A 15,295-nucleotide genomic window follows, 5' to 3' on the forward strand; every position below is an offset into this window, starting at 1 on the left:
CTTGAAAAGACGCATCAGGGATCGAGGGGATCTCTGGGATCGACCCTGGCGGACTGCGCAGAGGGACGGAATTCCAGCTCTGTGGGGGAGATACGGCGGCCGACCTTGCCCGGCTCGTAGCCCAGCTCCGTGATGTTGCGCTGCACGAAGGCGGGGCTTGCGATAGCGGCGCTTTGCCCCGGATTGCAGACGATCACCGTGTCCTTGTCGAGCGGCGCGCCCATGGCCATCAGCAGGCGCGTGGCATTGCGCAAGTTGGTGGTGGTGTGGCGGGCATAAGGCTCGATGACGATGGCCTCGGCGGGGACGCCATAGCGCTCGATCAGCGCCTTGCGCATCTCTTCAGCCTCGGTGAAGGGCGTGGCGCGGGGATGGGCGCGACCGCCGGTGACGATGATGAAAGGCACGTCCCCGGCCGCGAAGCGACTGGCGGCAAGGCGCAAGTGATACTTGCCGAAAGGGCTGATCGCCATGTCCGGCACTTCGGGACCGACGCCGGTGACGATCATCGCGCTGTAGCGGAACCGCTTCCAGTCGATCCCCTTCGCGCGCTTCATGGCAGGCGCGTTGAGCCTGCCGGTCAGCGGTTCGAAGCCGATGGCGTCGGCACGGTCGCTGCCGTCGAGCAGGGCCAGGGCGAAGTCGAAGCCGGGATCGAGCGCCTGCGCCGACGCCGTGCGCGGGGTCTGCGCGAGCCATGCGGCGGCCTGGAGACGCGCGCGGGTTTCCTGCGGGTCGATCGTGCCCGCGCCGTCGATCTGCGGGTAGGGCGGAACCTGCCCCAGACCGAAAGTGCGGACTATGGCATTGACGCCCTCGATCTCGCGCGTGGCTTGTGCGGCCGTGCCGTCGTCGGCATCACGATGGCCCGAGGGCTGGACGGCCTTGCCGGCGATGAGGCTCGTTTCGCTCGAAGTCCAGATCATCGCCTGGGCCAGGCAGCCGAGATCGGAGGCGCAGGCGTTCCTGCGCTCCTGCCGGGCGCGAAGCATGGCGGCTACGTCCGGCTGCGCCTTCAATGCCTCCAACGCGGATGGGTTTCGGCCCAGCGCGTCGAACAGCGGGAAGAGGCGGGCGGAAAGCGCCTCGCTGCGATGGTCGCGAACCGCCCCGGCCGAAGCCGGGACGGAAGCGAGCGAGAGCATGGCGGCAGCAAGCAGCGGTGCCGCCATCCGGTACGCTTTTCGGCGCATTACCAGGACTTGCTCACGACGAGGCGGAAGTTGCGGCCGAAGATCGGGCGGCCGTAGATCGCCTCGGCGCTGCCCTGTCCGGCCAGGGAGTCCGTGCGCGTATTGCCCTCGGTCAGGCCATGGGCGTTAAACAGGTTGTCGCCCACCACCTGCAGCTGCCAGGTGCCGTGCGTGGCGGTGATGCCCGCGCCGATAGTGCCGTAAGCCGGAAGCGCAGTATTGTTGTAGAGATCGACGAAGCGCTTGCCCATGTAGGTGTAGCGACCATAGACCGAGATGTCGGTGTCGCTGGTCGTGAAGTTGAAGCTCGGGCGGATGTTGCCGTAGACCTTGGGCTGGCGGACGATCTGGTTGCCTTCGGCCTGTTCCGGATCGGCGCCGGTGGAGCTTTGGAAGTTCTTGTACTTGGGATCGCTGACGGTGAGGGCGCCGTTCAGCGTGAACCAAGGGGTGACGGCCCAGGCGCCATCGAACTCGACGCCCTTGACCTGCGCTTCGCCGATGAAGGGCACGTTCACGTCGTTGCGACCGGTGGACGGATCGAACGCCAGGAACGAGGCGTTGAGCGGGTCGAAGTTGGTGTAGAAGCCCGTGACATAAAGGTACGAGCGGCCCGAGGCTAGCTTGAGGCCCACTTCGTACTGGTCCGCTACCGTCTTGATGATCGTGGGATTGATGCTCATCACCGTCTGCACGTTGGGCGGCGTCTCCAGGTGCGAGGCGCGGCCGTAGACACCGACATGGCTAGAGAAGTCGTAGTTCGCGCCGACCGTCCAGTTGGTGGCGGTGGGCTTGAGCTTCTGGTTCAGGATCACGCCGGTGAACGCGCGTGTGGAGTCGTCTGCCAGCGTGGTGGCGTCGCCCAGGTTGGCGCTGGTGGTGAGCGCGGCCCAGCCCTTGTAGCTGTAGCGCTCGTGGCGGATGCCCGCGTCGATGCGCAGGCCGGGCACGATTTCCCAGGTGTCGTTCGCGTAGATCGCGAACATCTTGGCGTCGCTGTCGCCTTGGTTGAGCGTGGCGGCGTAGTTGAGGACGCCGTTGTCGGTCACGCGGCCGACCACCGCACCGGCGGCGTTGTAGCCGACGAGATCCAGCGTGCGCGGCGTGCCCGCCACCTCGATCAGGTAGTTCTGGTAAAGCGTGCGGCTGTCTTCACCGTAGAGGCTGCCGTAAAGGCCAACCTTTACGTCGTGGGTGCCGATGCCGGTGTTGAATTCCTTGGCGACCGAGAGATTGGCCTGTCCGGAATAGAACTTCGAGTGGATGTCGCGGTACTGGCCCTGCATCACCAGCCCGGAAGCGGAATACGGGTCGTAGACGGTGTTGGTGCCGGCCAGGACATAGCCGAAGCGCGTCGCGCCGAACGGGGCGCCGCCCTGGCGGTTGAGATAGCCGTTGGCGAAGACGTTGCCGTCCACCGGGTTGGTGGTCGAATAGAACGCAGTGAAGTCGTTCTTGCCCTGGGTATAGCCCGCTGCTGCGGTGACCAGCCAGCCGTCGAAATCGCCTTCGTAGTGCGCGCCGAAGTTCAGCATCCGCATGTGGCGGCCATCGGACAGGTCGCTGTTGCGGCTCTGGATCACGCCGTTGCCGTCCCGGTACTTGAGATTGACGTGACGGAACGCCGGCGAGTTCATCGTGCCGGTGAAATAGTCGATGTACTGGTTCAGCGACTTGCTGGGATCGCGCGGATCGTTCGTCGGGATCGGCAGGTAGAAGACGTTGTGATCGTTGACGTAGTTGACGTTGAACTTGATGAAGCCGTTGTCCAGCTCGTGCTTGATGTTGGCACGGATCTGGCCGCCCTTGTCGTTCGGGAAACCGTTGTCGCGATAGCCGTCGTGATGGCGCAGGAAGCCGCCGACTGCGTAATAGGTGTTCTGGGCCAGCTTGCCGGCCTGGTAGGCGTCCAGGCGGTAGAGGCCGGTGTCGCCAAGGGTCACCTGCACCTTGCCGCGTGCCTGTTCACGGCCTTCGACCGTGATGTTGTTGATGATCGCGCCCGAATAGCTGGCGTAGACCGGCGCCGGGCCGCCGCGCACCACTTCGACGCGTTCGGTCATGAGGTCGGGCTTCAGGATCGCGTCACCGCGGAAGAACACGCCGTCGTTCTCATGGAACAGCGGCAGGCCGTCCTGCTGGAAGCTCACGAAGCCGCCGTCGTTGGGCAGACCGCGGATGCGGTAGATGTTCTGCACTTCGCCGCCGGTGATTTCCGTCTGGAAGCCGGGAAGCTGGCCGATCAGGTCTGCGAAGTTGACCGGGGCGATCTTCTGCATGTCTTCCTGCGACACGGTGTTGATCGCATAGGAAACGTCGAAGCGGCGCTGCGCGCGGGTCGAGCCGGTGACGATGATATCGTCCGGCCCGGAGGCTTGCTCACCGGCGTCGGCGGGAGCAGGCGCAGCGGTTTGGGCGGCGGCGGGTGCGATGAAAACGGTGCAGACGGCGGCAAGCGCCGTGCCGGAAGCAAGGAAGCTCTTGAGCATTGGGGGACCCTCATTTCGTTGTGCGTCGTTCCGCGGAGCGACGGGGAGGCCCTTGACGGTCTTACATGACGATTTTAATTATTATTCATAAAATAATTAATTATGACGGTTCAAAGGCAGTCCGAACGCCTGTGAATTCGTGGAGACCCGGCGATGCATCTGCCCGTTTTCGAGAAGGACCAGCGCCGGATCATCCAGGAACTGCGCAAGTCGGGCGCCTTGTCGCGCTCGTCGCTGGCGGCCCGGCTGGAGATCAGTCCGGCCGCCCTGACCAAGCTGTCCCGCTCGCTGCTGTCGCTGGGGGTAGTGGAGGAAGCGGACGATTCCACGCATGCCGCGCGCGGGCGGCCGGCCGTGCCGCTGCGCCTGGCGTCGGGGGGCGGCTATGCCGTTGGCGCCACCGCGCACAAGGGGATGCTGGACATCGCGCTGGTCGATTTTGCCGGTGGTACCATCGCCACCCATCATGAAACCATCGAAGCCATCGATCCGCGCCAGTTCGCCCGCAAGGTGCGCGTGCTGACGCATGAACTGGTGGATGGGCACAACCTGCTGGGAAGGAGAATGCTGGGCATGGGCGTGGCGGTTCCCGGCCCGGCACTGTCGATGGATGGGGAGCAGTGGAGTGTGGTCGATGCCCTGCCCGGATGGCGGGGCGCTCCGCTGCACGCCTTCCTTTCGCAGGAACTGGGATGGCCGCTATGGCTGGAGAACGATGCAAACGCGGCGGCTCTGGCCGAGTTCTACCTCGGCGGGCTGATGGGGGATTTCTCCACTGTCGTGGTTCTTCTGCTGGGATACGGGATCGGCGCCGGCGTGATCGTCGACGGGCGGCTCATGCGCGGGGAGTACGGCGTTGCGGGGGAAGTGGGGTGCCTGTTCCCGATAGATCGTCCCCGGCCAAGCCCTCTCGACCTGCTTTCGTGCCTGCGGGCGGACGGCTGTGCGATCACGTCCGTTGCGGAAATTGACTACGCCGCGCCGGAGCAGCGGGCCACGATCGAAACATGGATGGACCGGGCCGCCGGGCAACTGGAGGCGGTGTGCAACACGGCCTTCGCCTGGATCGATCCCGGCGCCATAGTGCTGGCGGGGCCGCTGCCGGCAGAGGTGCTGCGGGGCCTGGAGCATCGACTGACGCGCGCGCCCCTGGTCACCACCGTCGAGAGCCGCCGACCGCCGGTGCGCGTATCGGGCCTCGGCGGATCGCCGATCACGCTAGGGGCCGCGCTCTTGCCGATCCATGCGCTGGCGATGGAGGGTTAGGGCGGATCAACCGCCGACCGATCGACCTTGCGGCATGGCCAATGGCTTGCCGCAAGGTCGGGCTCATCAGATCATCGTCTCAGGGCGGACGAGCCGATCGAAAGTGGCATCGTCCACCAGTCCCAGTTCCAGCGCCGCTTCGCGCAGGGTCTGGCCCTTGCCGTGGGCGTGCTTGGCGATCTTGGCGGCATTGTCGTAGCCGATTTCCGGTGCCAGGGCCGTGACCAGCATCAGCGAGCGCTCCACCAGTTCGGCGATGCGGGTGCGGTTGGGCTCGATACCATCGACGCAGCGTTCCGCGAAACTGGTCATGCCGGTGGCGAGCAGTTCGATGGAGCGGATTACCGCCGCGCCGATCATCGGCTTGAACACGTTGAGTTCGAAGGCGCCCTGAAGCCCGCCCACGGTGACCGCCTGGTGGTTGCCGATAACCTGGGCGGCAACCATGGTCAGCATCTCGCACTGGGTGGGATTGACTTTGCCGGGCATGATCGAGCTGCCGGGCTCGTTCGCCGGCAGGTCAAGCTCTCCAAGGCCCGAGCGAGGGCCGGAACCGAGCAGGCGGACATCGTTGGCGATCTTGGTCAGCGCCACGGCAAGGGTGGAAAGCGTGCCCGACAGCTGGACCAGCCCGTCGTTGCTGGCCAGCGCCTCGAAAGTGTTCGGTGCCTGGACGAAAGCCTTGCCGGTCTGCTCGGCAAGGTCGGCGGCGACCGCTTCTCCGAAGCCTTCGGGCGCATTAAGCCCGGTGCCGACGGCCGTGCCGCCCTGCGCCAGCCGCAGCACGCCTTTTTCGGCGTCGCGCAAGCGCTGGTAGGCGTCGCGAAGCTGCTGAACGTAGCCGGAGAACTCCTGGCCGAGGGTCAGCGGCGTCGCGTCCTGAAGGTGCGTGCGGCCGATCTTCACGATGTCCGTCCAGGCCTTGGCCTTGGCATCCAACGACGCAGTGAGGCGATCGAGCGCCGGGACCAGCACTTCCTCGATGGAAACGACTGCCGCTACGTGAAGGGCAGTGGGGAAGCTGTCGTTGGAGGACTGCCCGCGATTGACGTGATCGTTGGGATGGACCGGGTTTTTGCCGCCGCGCTGGCCGGACAGGATCTCGTTGGCGCGGCCGGCGATGACCTCGTTGACGTTCATGTTGCTCTGGGTGCCGCTGCCGGTCTGCCAGATCACGAGCGGGAACTGATCGTCCAGCTTGCCTTCCACCACCTCGGTCGCGGCGCTCTCGATGGCGTCGGCCAGGTTCGCTTCCAGGCCGTGAGCGCGATTTGCGCGGGCAGCGGCCAGCTTCACGCGGGCAAGGGCGCGGACGATCGGCAAGGGCATGCGTTCGCTGGCGGCGAAAGGAAAGTTCTCGATGCTCCGCTGGGTCTGGGCGCCCCAGTACGCGGTTGCGGGAACTTCGATTTCACCGATGCTGTCGGTTTCGCGACGAATTTCCATGGCCGTGACCGTCTCCTCGTTGGCGGGCCACGCTGGCCCGATGTTGAACCTAGGATCTCCCCCGGAAGGGTTCAATGGCGGCGAATCATCGTGCCGCTTTGAGCGCCTGTATGGCTTGCGATCGAGTAAAAGCATATGCGACGCATTAGCAAATATTGCCTTGAGCTTCGCGCTTTTCGCATCGTCCGATTGGATATTGTGGGTCTGCCCTGGCTATCATCACCGCTGGATCGTCGTGGTCCCCCAAGCCGTCATCCTGAACTTGTTTCAGGATCCATTTTGCCGAGCAGACTGACGTCGATGGTCAGAAATGGATCCTGAAACGAGTTCAGGATGACGGAATCGGCGGACGCACTGGTTGCGTGTGACAGGTAATACCGTATACGATCCTGTCGTTCAGTTATATCGAGGTCGGTTCCCATGTCGCTTATCGCTCGCCGTGCACGTATCTGCGGACTGTTGATGGCAGGCGCAGCGGCCCTGGCTTCGGTCGCGGCGAGTGCGGCTCCGAGCCGGGCGGATATCGACCGTTCGCTCGCATTGCGGGAAAGCTGGCAATACCTCACCCGCGACGTCGCCTGGCCGGCTCACTGGACTCCGGACGGGCAGGCGTTCTCTTATCGCAAGACCGTGGAAGGCGGCTTCGCTTTCGAGACCGTCGAAGCCCGGTCGCTGGCGCGCAGTGCGGCGTTCGACCAGCAGCGTCTGGCAGCGACGCTGACGCAGGCGCTGGGCCGTCCGGTCGCACCGCTGCGCCTTCCTTTCGCGGAGTTCGACTATGCGGGAGACCGGCAGACCATCCAGTTCTGGCTCGACGAAGATGGCTGGCGCTGCACGCTGACGGACTACGTCTGCGAAAAGCAGCAAGACCCGCGCCGTCCGCGCGGCTTCGGGGTCGTTCGCGATCTTTCGGTCGCCGCCGACAATCACCCGCGCCTATCGCCGGACGGCAAGTGGGAGGCGCTGGTCGAGGATGACAACCTGATCGTCCGCCCGGCCGAGAGCAGTGTCGGGAGCAAGGAAGCGATCCGCCTCAGCACCGATGGCTCGTCGGGCAACTTCTACGATCCCGAAACCATTGCCTGGTCGCCGGACAGCCGCCACCTGATGATCTATCGCGTCCGCCCCGGCTATGCGCGGCAAGTGCTGCGCGTGGAGGCGGCCCCGGCAGGCAAGGGCCAGCCGGGCCTGCGCACGCAGCTCTATCCCAAGCCAGGCGATGCCATCGATCAGGAGCAGCCGGTCCTGTTCGACGTGGCGGCGCGCCGTCAAACCGTGGTGGAGCCCACGCTTTTCCCCAACGCCTACGAATTGTCCGCCCCGCGTTGGCGCGCGGACGGAAAGAGCGTGGCTTTCGATTATGTACGGCGCGGCTTCGGGCAGGCGCGGATCGTCTCGGTCGATGCCGCGAGCGGCGCTGCCCATGCCGCCGTCACCGAGGATGCGAAGACTTTCGTCTATGCCGATCGCCGCTTCTCGCACGAGGTTAAGGGCCTTGGGAACGAGATCGTCTGGGCTTCCGAGCGCGATGGCTGGAACCATCTCTACCTGATCGACGGACGGACCGGAAAGGTGAAGAACCGCATCACCAGCGGGCAGTGGGTGGTGCGCGACGTCGTGAAGGTCGATGACGACAAGCGCCAGATCTGGTTCGCCGCCAGCGGTGTGAACTCCGGGGAAGACCCTTATTTCCGCCACTACTACCGCGTCGATTTCGATGGCCGGAACCTGACGCCCCTGACTCCCGAGCGTGCCGATCACAGCGTGAGCTTCTCGCCGGACATGCAGTTCTACGTGGATACTTATTCGCGGGTGGACATGCCCAATGTCAGCGAACTCCATCGGACGAGCGACCGGGCGCTGGTACAAACCATCGCCAAGGGTGATATCACGCGCCTTGCCGCGGCGGGTTTCCGCGCGCCGGAAGTCTTCACCGCCAAGGCCCGGGACGGCAAGACGGACATCTGGGGGCTGGTGGTCCGTCCGCGTGACTACGATCCGGCGAAGAAGTATCCCGTGATCGAGAACATCTACGCCGGGCCGCACGACAGCTTCGTGCCCAAGAGTTTCTGGCCCTTCGGCTACCACTCCGGCGGCGACAAGGTGATCGGCATGCAGGCGCTGGCCGATCTCGGCTTCATCGTCGTCCAGATCGACGGCATGGGCACGGCCAACCGCTCCAAGGCGTTCCAGGACGTGGCGTGGAAGAACCTCCAGGATTCCGGTTTCCCCGACCGTATCCTCTGGCACAAGGCGCTGGCGGCGAAGGACAGGGCCTATGACATCAGCCGCGTCGGCATCTACGGCGCCTCGGCAGGAGGGCAGAGCACGCTCAACGCGCTGCTGTTCCATGGCGACTTCTACAAGGCGGGCGTGGCCATGGCCGGCTGCTACGACAATCGCATGGACAAGATCAGCTGGAACGAGCAGTGGCTGGGCTGGCCGGTCGACAAGAGCTATGCCGATGCCTCGGGCGTGGCCAATGCCGCGCGGCTCCAGGGCAAGCTGTTCATGATCGTAGGCGAGCAGGACAGCAACGTCGATCCTGCCTCCACGATGCAGGTAGCCGATGCGCTGATCAAGGCGGACAAGGACTTCGACCTTCTGGTCGTGCCCGGCGGCGAACACAGCGTTGGCCGATCGACGGGGCCGATCGACTATGTGACGCGCCGCCTGTCGGAATTCTTCATCCGCAGCCTGCAATGAGGGGCGTGTTGTAAGTCCACTCGTCATTGCGAGAATGCTTCGCGATGGTGCAAAAGCCAGCCCGCTACACTGCCGTCATCCTGAGCTTGTTTCAGGATCCATCTCACCGATAGACCCGCCGTCGACGGTCAGAAATGGATCCTGAAACAAGTTCAGGATGACGATGGCAGTGGCGGCGGAGCGGTCAGTCGTCGCGCAGGACCACCCGACCGCCCCTGGCCTTTACTCGTCGTCCTTCGCGGGCACGTCCTTTGCCGAGACGAAACCGTCATGGTCGGTCTCGTGGCGCAGGAACATGCCCCAGCCCGTGGCATCGAACTCGGGCTTCGAGATGCCGCCGCTCTTGTCGCTGTCCAGCACGCCGAAGCGGACATCCGCCTGGCGCATCTGGCGGGTGCGCTCTTCCGCGCGCTCGCTTTCCGGACGCTGCGCCAGCTCGCGCTCCAGGCGTTCGCGATAGTCGCCGACATATTCGTCATGCGAAAGAACACCGTCGCGGTTGCGATCCATCCGGGCGAACTCGGCATCCCGTCCGCGCTGGTACTCTTCCTTGCTGACCTTGCCGTCGCCGTCGAGATCCTGTTCCTTGATGAACGTCGCCAGATCGTGGGAGGCGGCGTGGGCGGCCGTAGCGCCAGCGCCGATCGCGGCGAGCAGGGACATCGCGGTGATGACCGTCTTCATGGTATTCATCCTCAATTGGTGACGGAGTAGGTCAGGGCGTAAGTGTAGCTGCGCGCGGGCTGGGCGCCGACGGCGCCGACACGGTGCCGGGTCATCGCGAAATAGAGGCCGGGCTCCGGCGCGGTCACGGTGAAGTGTCCCCTGGCGTCGCTGGTGACGATCGGCAGGCGGACGTTCTCCACGTCTCCCGCGCGCGCGGCTTCCACTTCCACGTCGGCATTGGCCAGCGGCTTGCCGTCGAACAGCACTTCGAACTCGGCGGGCTGGCCGGCCTTGATCGCGGATGGGTGGGTCACGGCACGATATTCGATGCCCTTGCCCACCGGCGCCAGCGCGGCCTGATCCGGCTTGCCGCGCGTCACGTAAGCCTCGGCCTTGGTGATGCTTTGCATGTCCACCGGAGTGACCCCGGCAGGCAGCGGACGGCGAGGGTCGACGAATTCCCACACGCCGTCGATCAGCGCCGCCTTGGCGACCCGTCCCTGACGTTCGCCGCTCGTCAGGCGATAGGTGCCATCGGCGGGAAGCGGCGCTTCCATCATGGCCAGATCCCGCATGGCGACCGGCTTGAGCGGAACCGCCTTGCCGTCCGGACCTACGAGGTGGAAATCGTCGGAAAGCATGGCGACGGTCGGTACGAAGACATGCTCGCTGAACGAGGCTTCGACCGTGACATGGTCTTCCTTGTCCAGCGCGAAGCCGTTCGGAAGAAGGTAAGGCGAATGGGCCGATGCCGTGGTGGCGGCAAGGCCTGCGGCAGCTGCGACGGTCAGGCTCAGGCGGTTCTTGGGCGTCATCGGATCTTTCTCGGGCAGTGAGCGTGAGCGTCCTAGGCCACACAACCTAATGCGAATCAATAGCGATAATTACGATGGCCGTGGAATGATGGTGACGATCTGCGAATGGCGCCCCGTTTTGATCGCAAGGAGCGGGGCGCCATCGCCGGGGCGTGATGCTAGGAGCCGGACGATGAAGGACGGCATGAACGAGGAAACACGGGTGGCAGCGGCCGATTGGGAGGCCGTGGCCAGGGATCTCGACCAGGAGGGTTGGGCGGTCCTGAAAGGGCTTGTACCGCCAGAAGTCTGCGCGCGGTTCGCGGCGCTCTATCGGGAGGACCGGCCCTTTCGCAACCACGTCCATATGGCGCGGCACGGGTTCGGACAGGGCGAGTATCGCTACTTCGCCTACCCCCTGCCGGATATCGTGCAGGCACTGCGATCGGCGCTCTATCCACGCCTGGCGCCCATCGCCAACCGCTGGTATGCGCGCATGGACATGCCCACCCGCTTTCCGGACGATCATGCCGAGTTTCTTCAGCGGTGCCATGCGGCGGGCCAGCGTCGGCCGACGCCACTCCTGCTGGAATATGGGCCGGGCGACTACAATTGCCTGCACCAAGATCTTTACGGTGAGCACGTCTTTCCGTTGCAGGCGGCAGTCCTGCTGTCCCGCCCCGGGCAAGACTTCACCGGCGGAGAGTTCGTGCTCACCGAACAGCGACCGCGCATGCAGTCTCGACCGGCGGTCGTTCCGCTCGAACAGGGAGATGCCGTGATCCTTGCCGTGAACCAGCGGCCCCAGCGCGGCGCTCGTGGGGATTACCGGGTGACCATGCGGCACGGTGTATCGAAGCTCCATTCGGGCAAGCGGCACACTTTGGGGATCATCTTCCACGATGCAGCATGACATGTTCGCCGAGAGCCGCAGCGCGGTGCGGATCGGCCCCGGCGCCATGCTGCTGGGCGGTTTTGCATCCGCGGAGGCACGCGCGTTGCTGGCGCAAATCCCGAAGCTGGGCGCGGTTTCGCCTTTCCGGCACATGACGACGCGCAACGGCGGACGCCTGGCGGTGGCGATGTTCAACTGCGGGGAGACGGGATGGATCAGCGACCGCAGGGGCTATCGCTATCAGTCGCTCGACCCGGAGACCGGAAACCCCTGGCCCGCCATGCCCGACCTGTTCCGGTCGCTGGCCGGGCGCGCGGCCGCAGCGGCGGGCTTTGCCGGCTTCTCGCCCGACGCCTGCCTCGTCAATCGCTACGATGCAGGAACGCGGCTGTCGCTCCATCAGGACATGGACGAGCAGGACCATGACGCGCCGATCGTGTCGGTATCGCTGGGCCTTTCGGCCACGTTCCTCTGGGGCGGGGCTCTGCGCGCGGACAGACCGGAGCGGCACCGCCTGCACCACGGCGATGTCGTGGTCTGGGGCGGGCCTTCGCGCATGACGTTTCACGGGGTGGACGGCGTCGAACGTGGAGATCATCCTGAAACCGGGCCCTGGCGATACAACCTGACCTTCCGGAGAGCACAATGACAGAAACGGTGAACTGCTGCCGCTGGGCACAGGGTGATGCCCGGATGCAGGCCTATCACGACGAGGAATGGGGCGTGCCGGTCCGCGATTCGCGCGCGCTTTGGGAAAAACTGGTGCTCGATACGTTTCAGGCCGGACTGTCCTGGCGCACCATCCTCTACAAACGCGAGGCTTTTCGCATTGCATTCGAGGATTTCGATCCCCGGCGCATCGCCGCCTATGGTCCGGCGGAGATCGAGCGGTTGATGGGCGACGCGGGGATCGTGCGGGCCCGCGCCAAGATCGAGGCGACCATCCGCAACGCGCAGGCCTATCTGGCCATGCAGGATCGGGGAGAGGATTTCTCCGCGTTCGTCTGGTCCTTCGTGGACGGTCGGCCCGCCATGGGCGATGGCACCGGCAGCGCCGCGCGATCGACCGTCGGGGATGCCCTGTCGGCAGCGCTGAAGAAACGCGGGTTCGGCTTTGCGGGGCCGGTGGTGGTCCATGCCTGGCTACAAGCGGTGGGCGTCATCGACGATCACGAGGCGGACTGCTTTCGGCGTTCACGGCCTGAGCGGATTTCTTGACTTTCACCGAATTGCCGCTTATCGGGCAGCGTTTACCGATCCACCAGATTTCATACGGAGTGCCCATGGCGCGCGTTACCGTCGAAGATTGCGTCGACAAGATCCCCAACCGCTTCGATCTGGTCCTTCTGGCCGCACAGCGTGCGCGCGAGATTTCGGGCGGCGCTGAGCTGACCCTCGAACGCGACCGTGACAAGAACCCGGTCGTCGCCCTGCGCGAAATCGCCGAGCAGACCGTGACCCCGGCCAATCTCAAGGAAACGCTGGTCACCTCGATGCAGCGCGTCCTGCCCGACGACGATGACGAGATGGACGAAGTCGGCTCGCTCAGCCAGTCGGCCGAAGCCCTTCGCATCACTGCCTCGGCTCCGACCCGTAACACGTCGCTGGGCGGCGATTACGACGGCTGATCGAAAGCGATAGATCGAAGGCGGGAAACGCCGCTTCTTCGATCCTATCCCGCGGCACCGGCCCGCGCCCCCACCGATCTTTCCGAAGTTTTCGGATCGATCGCACGGAGCGCGGGCCGAGCCCGTTTCAGAGCTTGCCGAAATTTCCCGTTTTTCGCCCAGGTTCCTGCCAGTTCCTGGTTGACGTATCCGACATGTCCGGCAACCATCGACCGGTGGTTGGTAAGAAGAACAAGTTGCCTCGCATTGCCGGCATGTCGCCCCGGCTTCGCGCTCCCGTGCAAGACCAGACATCCGATCGCGTTAGCGCGAAAGGCGCCACCATCGCGATCTACAGCGTCAAGGGCGGTGTGGGCAAGACGACCTTTGCGGCCAACTTGTCCTGGTGTTCGGCGCAGGGCGGCCATCCCACGCTCTTGTGGGATCTCGACGCAGCCGGCGGCTCGGGGTTCCTCTATGGCCTGGAACCGAAAGGCTCCGGGCTGGCGGAGGAAGTGTTCTCGCGCGATCGATCACCGGTCCGCCTGATCCAGCGCACTGCCTGGGACGGGATAGACATCCTCCCGGCCGACGAAAGCATCCGCGCGGTCGATGCGCAGCTGATGCGCATCGGCAAGCGCAAGCGTCTGGCGCGACTGACGGAAGAACTGGCGGAAAATTACGAGCGGATCGTGCTCGATTGCCCGCCGGTGATGAACGAGCTTTCGGCGCAAGTGGTGCGGGCAGCCGACTTGATCATCGTTCCGCTGCCGCCGTCGCCTTTATCCGCGCGCGCGTTCGACCTCGTGGTGCGCGAAATCGCCGGCAATACCCGGCGCCACCCGCCGATCCTGCCGGTGCTCTCCATGCTGGACTTGCGCCGGGCCCTGCACAAGCAGGCGCGGGATGCAAATCCCAACTGGCCGACGATCCCTTACGCCAGCGCCGTCGAACAATGTGCCGTGCAACAGCAGCCGGTCGGCGCGCATTCGCCGCAAAGTCCTGCCGCGCACCATTTCGCGCGCCTGTGGGCTGCGATCGAACAGAAGCTGGGCGAACGACGCGGCTAAAACGCGGGGCAAGCGTTTTCCCTCAGGCCCAGGCCGATTGCTGTTTTCCGGTCGTGGGCCTTCGCGCCTGGCGCAGGGTCAGCGTGATCATGACACGCGTGGAGCGGATCGCCAGATCGAGAAGGGTTCCGCGCGGTTCCTCGCAAGGGAGCGCGATCGCGCGCCGTTCCGGGCCTTCCAGAAGAGACAGCATCATCTGCTCGTCGTCAGACAGGTCTTGCGATCGCCCCGTATGCAGGGGCCTGCCCAACGCGAACTCGAAGAGCGAGCAGAAGCTGTCCATGACCGGAGCCAGCACCGTGCAATCGAGTGCATCGAGACGGAGGGTCAGTCTGGGTTGCGCCGGAACGCCCTGGCGTCTGGCGCCGCACCAGCAGCGGATCATATCGACGAGGACGCTGGGCGGAAGGCGGGCAGGGGTGCCCGGCTGCGTTTGGAAATGGAAGGTCATCGGCGGGCACTCCAGGTCGCTCAAGACATGCTATTGCAAGTCATTCGCAATTACTAGTGTAAAGTGAAGTGCGTGTATTATAGGAAGGATGACAGGACGATGGCGATTGCTCCGCCCCCGCCCCGATCAACGCCCTGCCGATCAACGCCCGAAATCGCCGCGCGGACGCTGCTGCCCCGGAGGCGGCGCGGTGAAGAACAGTTTGCGGAACGTGATCTGAAACGCCCTGCCCACCGGGTCGAGATAATACGGGGAATAGGCGAATGGCGTGTCGCCGTTTCCATCCCGCACTTTCTGGCGAGCGTCGAACAGGTTGGACACCGAAAACGTCAGCCGCGAGCCGCGCAGGAACGGTACCTTCTCCACAAGTTTGGGCTGCTGCCCCAGGTCGGCAAACAGGCGCAAGTCGAATTTCGCGAAGTCTTCGAAGCGCAGTTGCGTGGTCGGGAAACCGTCGACGCCGTCCACGGTGGTGCCGCTCTGCCAGCTTCCGGTCAGGCGCATGCCCAGCCCGCTTTGCGAATAGCCGGACTGGAGCTCCAGCTTGTGGCGCGGTGTGCCGCCGCTGCTGGCGCCGATCGTGCCACCGTTGAGCAGGTCGATCTCCGGTTGCCCCTCGCGCAGCACGACGCGGTCGGAAAATACCCAGGTGTGGTAGAGCGAGAACGTCAGACGCCCGCCCCGCGCCCCACCGCCGCCGAACCCGCCGCCA

The 15,295-nt window shown here is 64.9% G+C and carries 14 protein-coding genes and 1 pseudogene; 8 read left to right on the forward strand and 7 right to left on the reverse strand.

Translation table 11 applies throughout. The features are described 5' to 3' along the window. Nucleotides 1–14: 14 nt before the first annotated feature. Nucleotides 15–1,193 carry a YdcF family protein gene (locus ACI3K3_RS16315; RefSeq protein WP_404915498.1) on the reverse strand — a complete coding sequence of 393 codons (1,179 nt, stop codon included), beginning with the start codon at nucleotides 1,191–1,193 and terminating at the stop codon, nucleotides 15–17. Further along, a complete protein-coding gene (locus ACI3K3_RS16320) occupies nucleotides 1,193–3,682 on the reverse strand; it encodes a TonB-dependent receptor (protein WP_404915500.1) in 2,490 nt (829 codons plus the stop codon). The genes ACI3K3_RS16315 and ACI3K3_RS16320 overlap by 1 nt, the downstream gene beginning before the upstream one ends. Nucleotides 3,683–3,835: 153 nt before the next feature. Between ACI3K3_RS16320 and ACI3K3_RS16325 the strand changes: the two genes are divergently transcribed. Next, the gene (locus tag ACI3K3_RS16325) at nucleotides 3,836–4,948 is read left to right on the forward strand and encodes an ROK family protein (protein ID WP_404915502.1); all 1,113 of its coding nucleotides are present in this window, start codon (nucleotides 3,836–3,838) and stop codon (nucleotides 4,946–4,948) included. A 66-nt stretch (nucleotides 4,949–5,014) separates the two neighbouring features. Here the strand turns inward: ACI3K3_RS16325 and fumC are convergent, their stop codons facing one another. After that, nucleotides 5,015–6,394, reverse strand: a complete 1,380-nt coding sequence (gene fumC / locus ACI3K3_RS16330) for a class II fumarate hydratase (protein WP_404915504.1) — start codon at nucleotides 6,392–6,394, stop codon at nucleotides 5,015–5,017. Here fumC and ACI3K3_RS16335 point away from each other — a divergent pair. Both ACI3K3_RS16335 and ACI3K3_RS16340 read left to right on the forward strand, forming a co-directional pair. Further along, complete coding sequence (locus tag ACI3K3_RS16335) at nucleotides 6,393–6,689, forward strand: hypothetical protein (RefSeq protein ID WP_404915506.1); 297 nt, start codon at nucleotides 6,393–6,395, stop codon at nucleotides 6,687–6,689. The genes fumC and ACI3K3_RS16335 overlap by 2 nt on opposite strands. A gap of 125 nt (nucleotides 6,690–6,814) precedes the next feature. Continuing rightward, nucleotides 6,815–9,100, forward strand: a complete 2,286-nt coding sequence (locus ACI3K3_RS16340; RefSeq protein WP_404915508.1) for a DPP IV N-terminal domain-containing protein — start codon at nucleotides 6,815–6,817, stop codon at nucleotides 9,098–9,100. Between the two features lie 222 nt (nucleotides 9,101–9,322). Here ACI3K3_RS16340 and ACI3K3_RS16345 read toward each other — a convergent pair whose 3' ends face one another. Together ACI3K3_RS16345 and ACI3K3_RS16350 are read right to left on the reverse strand one after the other, a co-directional pair. Further along, nucleotides 9,323–9,784, reverse strand: coding sequence for an EF-hand domain-containing protein (locus tag ACI3K3_RS16345; protein WP_404915510.1), 462 nt, complete (start codon nucleotides 9,782–9,784; stop codon nucleotides 9,323–9,325). 11 nt (nucleotides 9,785–9,795) lie between these two features. Further along, the gene (locus ACI3K3_RS16350; protein ID WP_404915512.1) at nucleotides 9,796–10,581 is read right to left on the reverse strand and encodes a DUF4198 domain-containing protein; all 786 of its coding nucleotides are present in this window, start codon (nucleotides 10,579–10,581) and stop codon (nucleotides 9,796–9,798) included. 184 nt (nucleotides 10,582–10,765) lie between these two features. Here ACI3K3_RS16350 and ACI3K3_RS16355 point away from each other — a divergent pair, with 184 nt between their 5' ends. From ACI3K3_RS16355 to ACI3K3_RS16375, 5 genes are all read left to right on the forward strand, one after another. Beyond that, a complete protein-coding gene (locus ACI3K3_RS16355) occupies nucleotides 10,766–11,473 on the forward strand; it encodes a 2OG-Fe(II) oxygenase (protein WP_404915520.1) in 708 nt (235 codons plus the stop codon). After that, nucleotides 11,463–12,104 (forward strand): DNA oxidative demethylase AlkB, encoded by a 642-nt coding sequence (gene alkB / locus ACI3K3_RS16360; RefSeq protein WP_404915514.1) that lies wholly within the window; start codon nucleotides 11,463–11,465, stop codon nucleotides 12,102–12,104. The genes ACI3K3_RS16355 and alkB overlap by 11 nt, the downstream gene beginning before the upstream one ends. Continuing rightward, entirely contained in the window at nucleotides 12,101–12,673 is a 573-nt protein-coding gene (locus ACI3K3_RS16365) for a DNA-3-methyladenine glycosylase I (protein ID WP_404915516.1), read from the forward strand. Before alkB ends, ACI3K3_RS16365 begins: the two co-directional genes overlap by 4 nt. A 65-nt stretch (nucleotides 12,674–12,738) precedes the next feature. Continuing rightward, the gene (gene rpoZ, locus ACI3K3_RS16370; RefSeq protein ID WP_313436745.1) at nucleotides 12,739–13,083 is read left to right on the forward strand and encodes a DNA-directed RNA polymerase subunit omega; all 345 of its coding nucleotides are present in this window, start codon (nucleotides 12,739–12,741) and stop codon (nucleotides 13,081–13,083) included. Between the two features lie 254 nt (nucleotides 13,084–13,337). After that, entirely contained in the window at nucleotides 13,338–14,132 is a 795-nt protein-coding gene (locus tag ACI3K3_RS16375) for a ParA family protein (RefSeq protein WP_404915522.1), read from the forward strand. Between the two features lie 22 nt (nucleotides 14,133–14,154). Here ACI3K3_RS16375 and ACI3K3_RS16380 read toward each other — a convergent pair whose 3' ends face one another. Further along, entirely contained in the window at nucleotides 14,155–14,583 is a 429-nt protein-coding gene (locus ACI3K3_RS16380; protein WP_404915518.1) for a hypothetical protein, read from the reverse strand. 141 nt (nucleotides 14,584–14,724) lie between these two features. Next, a pseudogene (locus ACI3K3_RS16385) lies at nucleotides 14,725–15,295 on the reverse strand (TonB-dependent receptor); the annotation flags it as partial.

Source organism: Novosphingobium sp. ZW T3_23 (genome assembly GCF_044987305.1).
Lineage (GTDB): Bacteria > Pseudomonadota > Alphaproteobacteria > Sphingomonadales > Sphingomonadaceae > Novosphingobium.

Bases quoted from the DNA above. Each gene is read 5' to 3' on its own strand.
- ACI3K3_RS16315 (WP_404915498.1), bottom strand. From the start codon at position 1,193: ATGCGCCGAAAAGCGTACCGGATGGCGGCACCGCTGCTTGCTGCCGCC.
- ACI3K3_RS16320 (WP_404915500.1), bottom strand. From the start codon at position 3,682: ATGCTCAAGAGCTTCCTTGCTTCCGGCACGGCGCTTGCCGCCGTCTGC.
- ACI3K3_RS16325 (WP_404915502.1), top strand. From the start codon at position 3,836: ATGCATCTGCCCGTTTTCGAGAAGGACCAGCGCCGGATCATCCAGGAA.
- ACI3K3_RS16335 (WP_404915506.1), top strand. From the start codon at position 6,393: ATGGCCGTGACCGTCTCCTCGTTGGCGGGCCACGCTGGCCCGATGTTG.
- fumC (WP_404915504.1), bottom strand. From the start codon at position 6,394: ATGGAAATTCGTCGCGAAACCGACAGCATCGGTGAAATCGAAGTTCCC.
- ACI3K3_RS16340 (WP_404915508.1), top strand. From the start codon at position 6,815: ATGTCGCTTATCGCTCGCCGTGCACGTATCTGCGGACTGTTGATGGCA.
- ACI3K3_RS16345 (WP_404915510.1), bottom strand. From the start codon at position 9,784: ATGAAGACGGTCATCACCGCGATGTCCCTGCTCGCCGCGATCGGCGCT.
- ACI3K3_RS16350 (WP_404915512.1), bottom strand. From the start codon at position 10,581: ATGACGCCCAAGAACCGCCTGAGCCTGACCGTCGCAGCTGCCGCAGGC.
- ACI3K3_RS16355 (WP_404915520.1), top strand. From the start codon at position 10,766: ATGAACGAGGAAACACGGGTGGCAGCGGCCGATTGGGAGGCCGTGGCC.
- alkB (WP_404915514.1), top strand. From the start codon at position 11,463: ATGCAGCATGACATGTTCGCCGAGAGCCGCAGCGCGGTGCGGATCGGC.
- ACI3K3_RS16365 (WP_404915516.1), top strand. From the start codon at position 12,101: ATGACAGAAACGGTGAACTGCTGCCGCTGGGCACAGGGTGATGCCCGG.
- rpoZ (WP_313436745.1), top strand. From the start codon at position 12,739: ATGGCGCGCGTTACCGTCGAAGATTGCGTCGACAAGATCCCCAACCGC.
- ACI3K3_RS16375 (WP_404915522.1), top strand. From the start codon at position 13,338: ATGTCGCCCCGGCTTCGCGCTCCCGTGCAAGACCAGACATCCGATCGC.
- ACI3K3_RS16380 (WP_404915518.1), bottom strand. From the start codon at position 14,583: ATGACCTTCCATTTCCAAACGCAGCCGGGCACCCCTGCCCGCCTTCCG.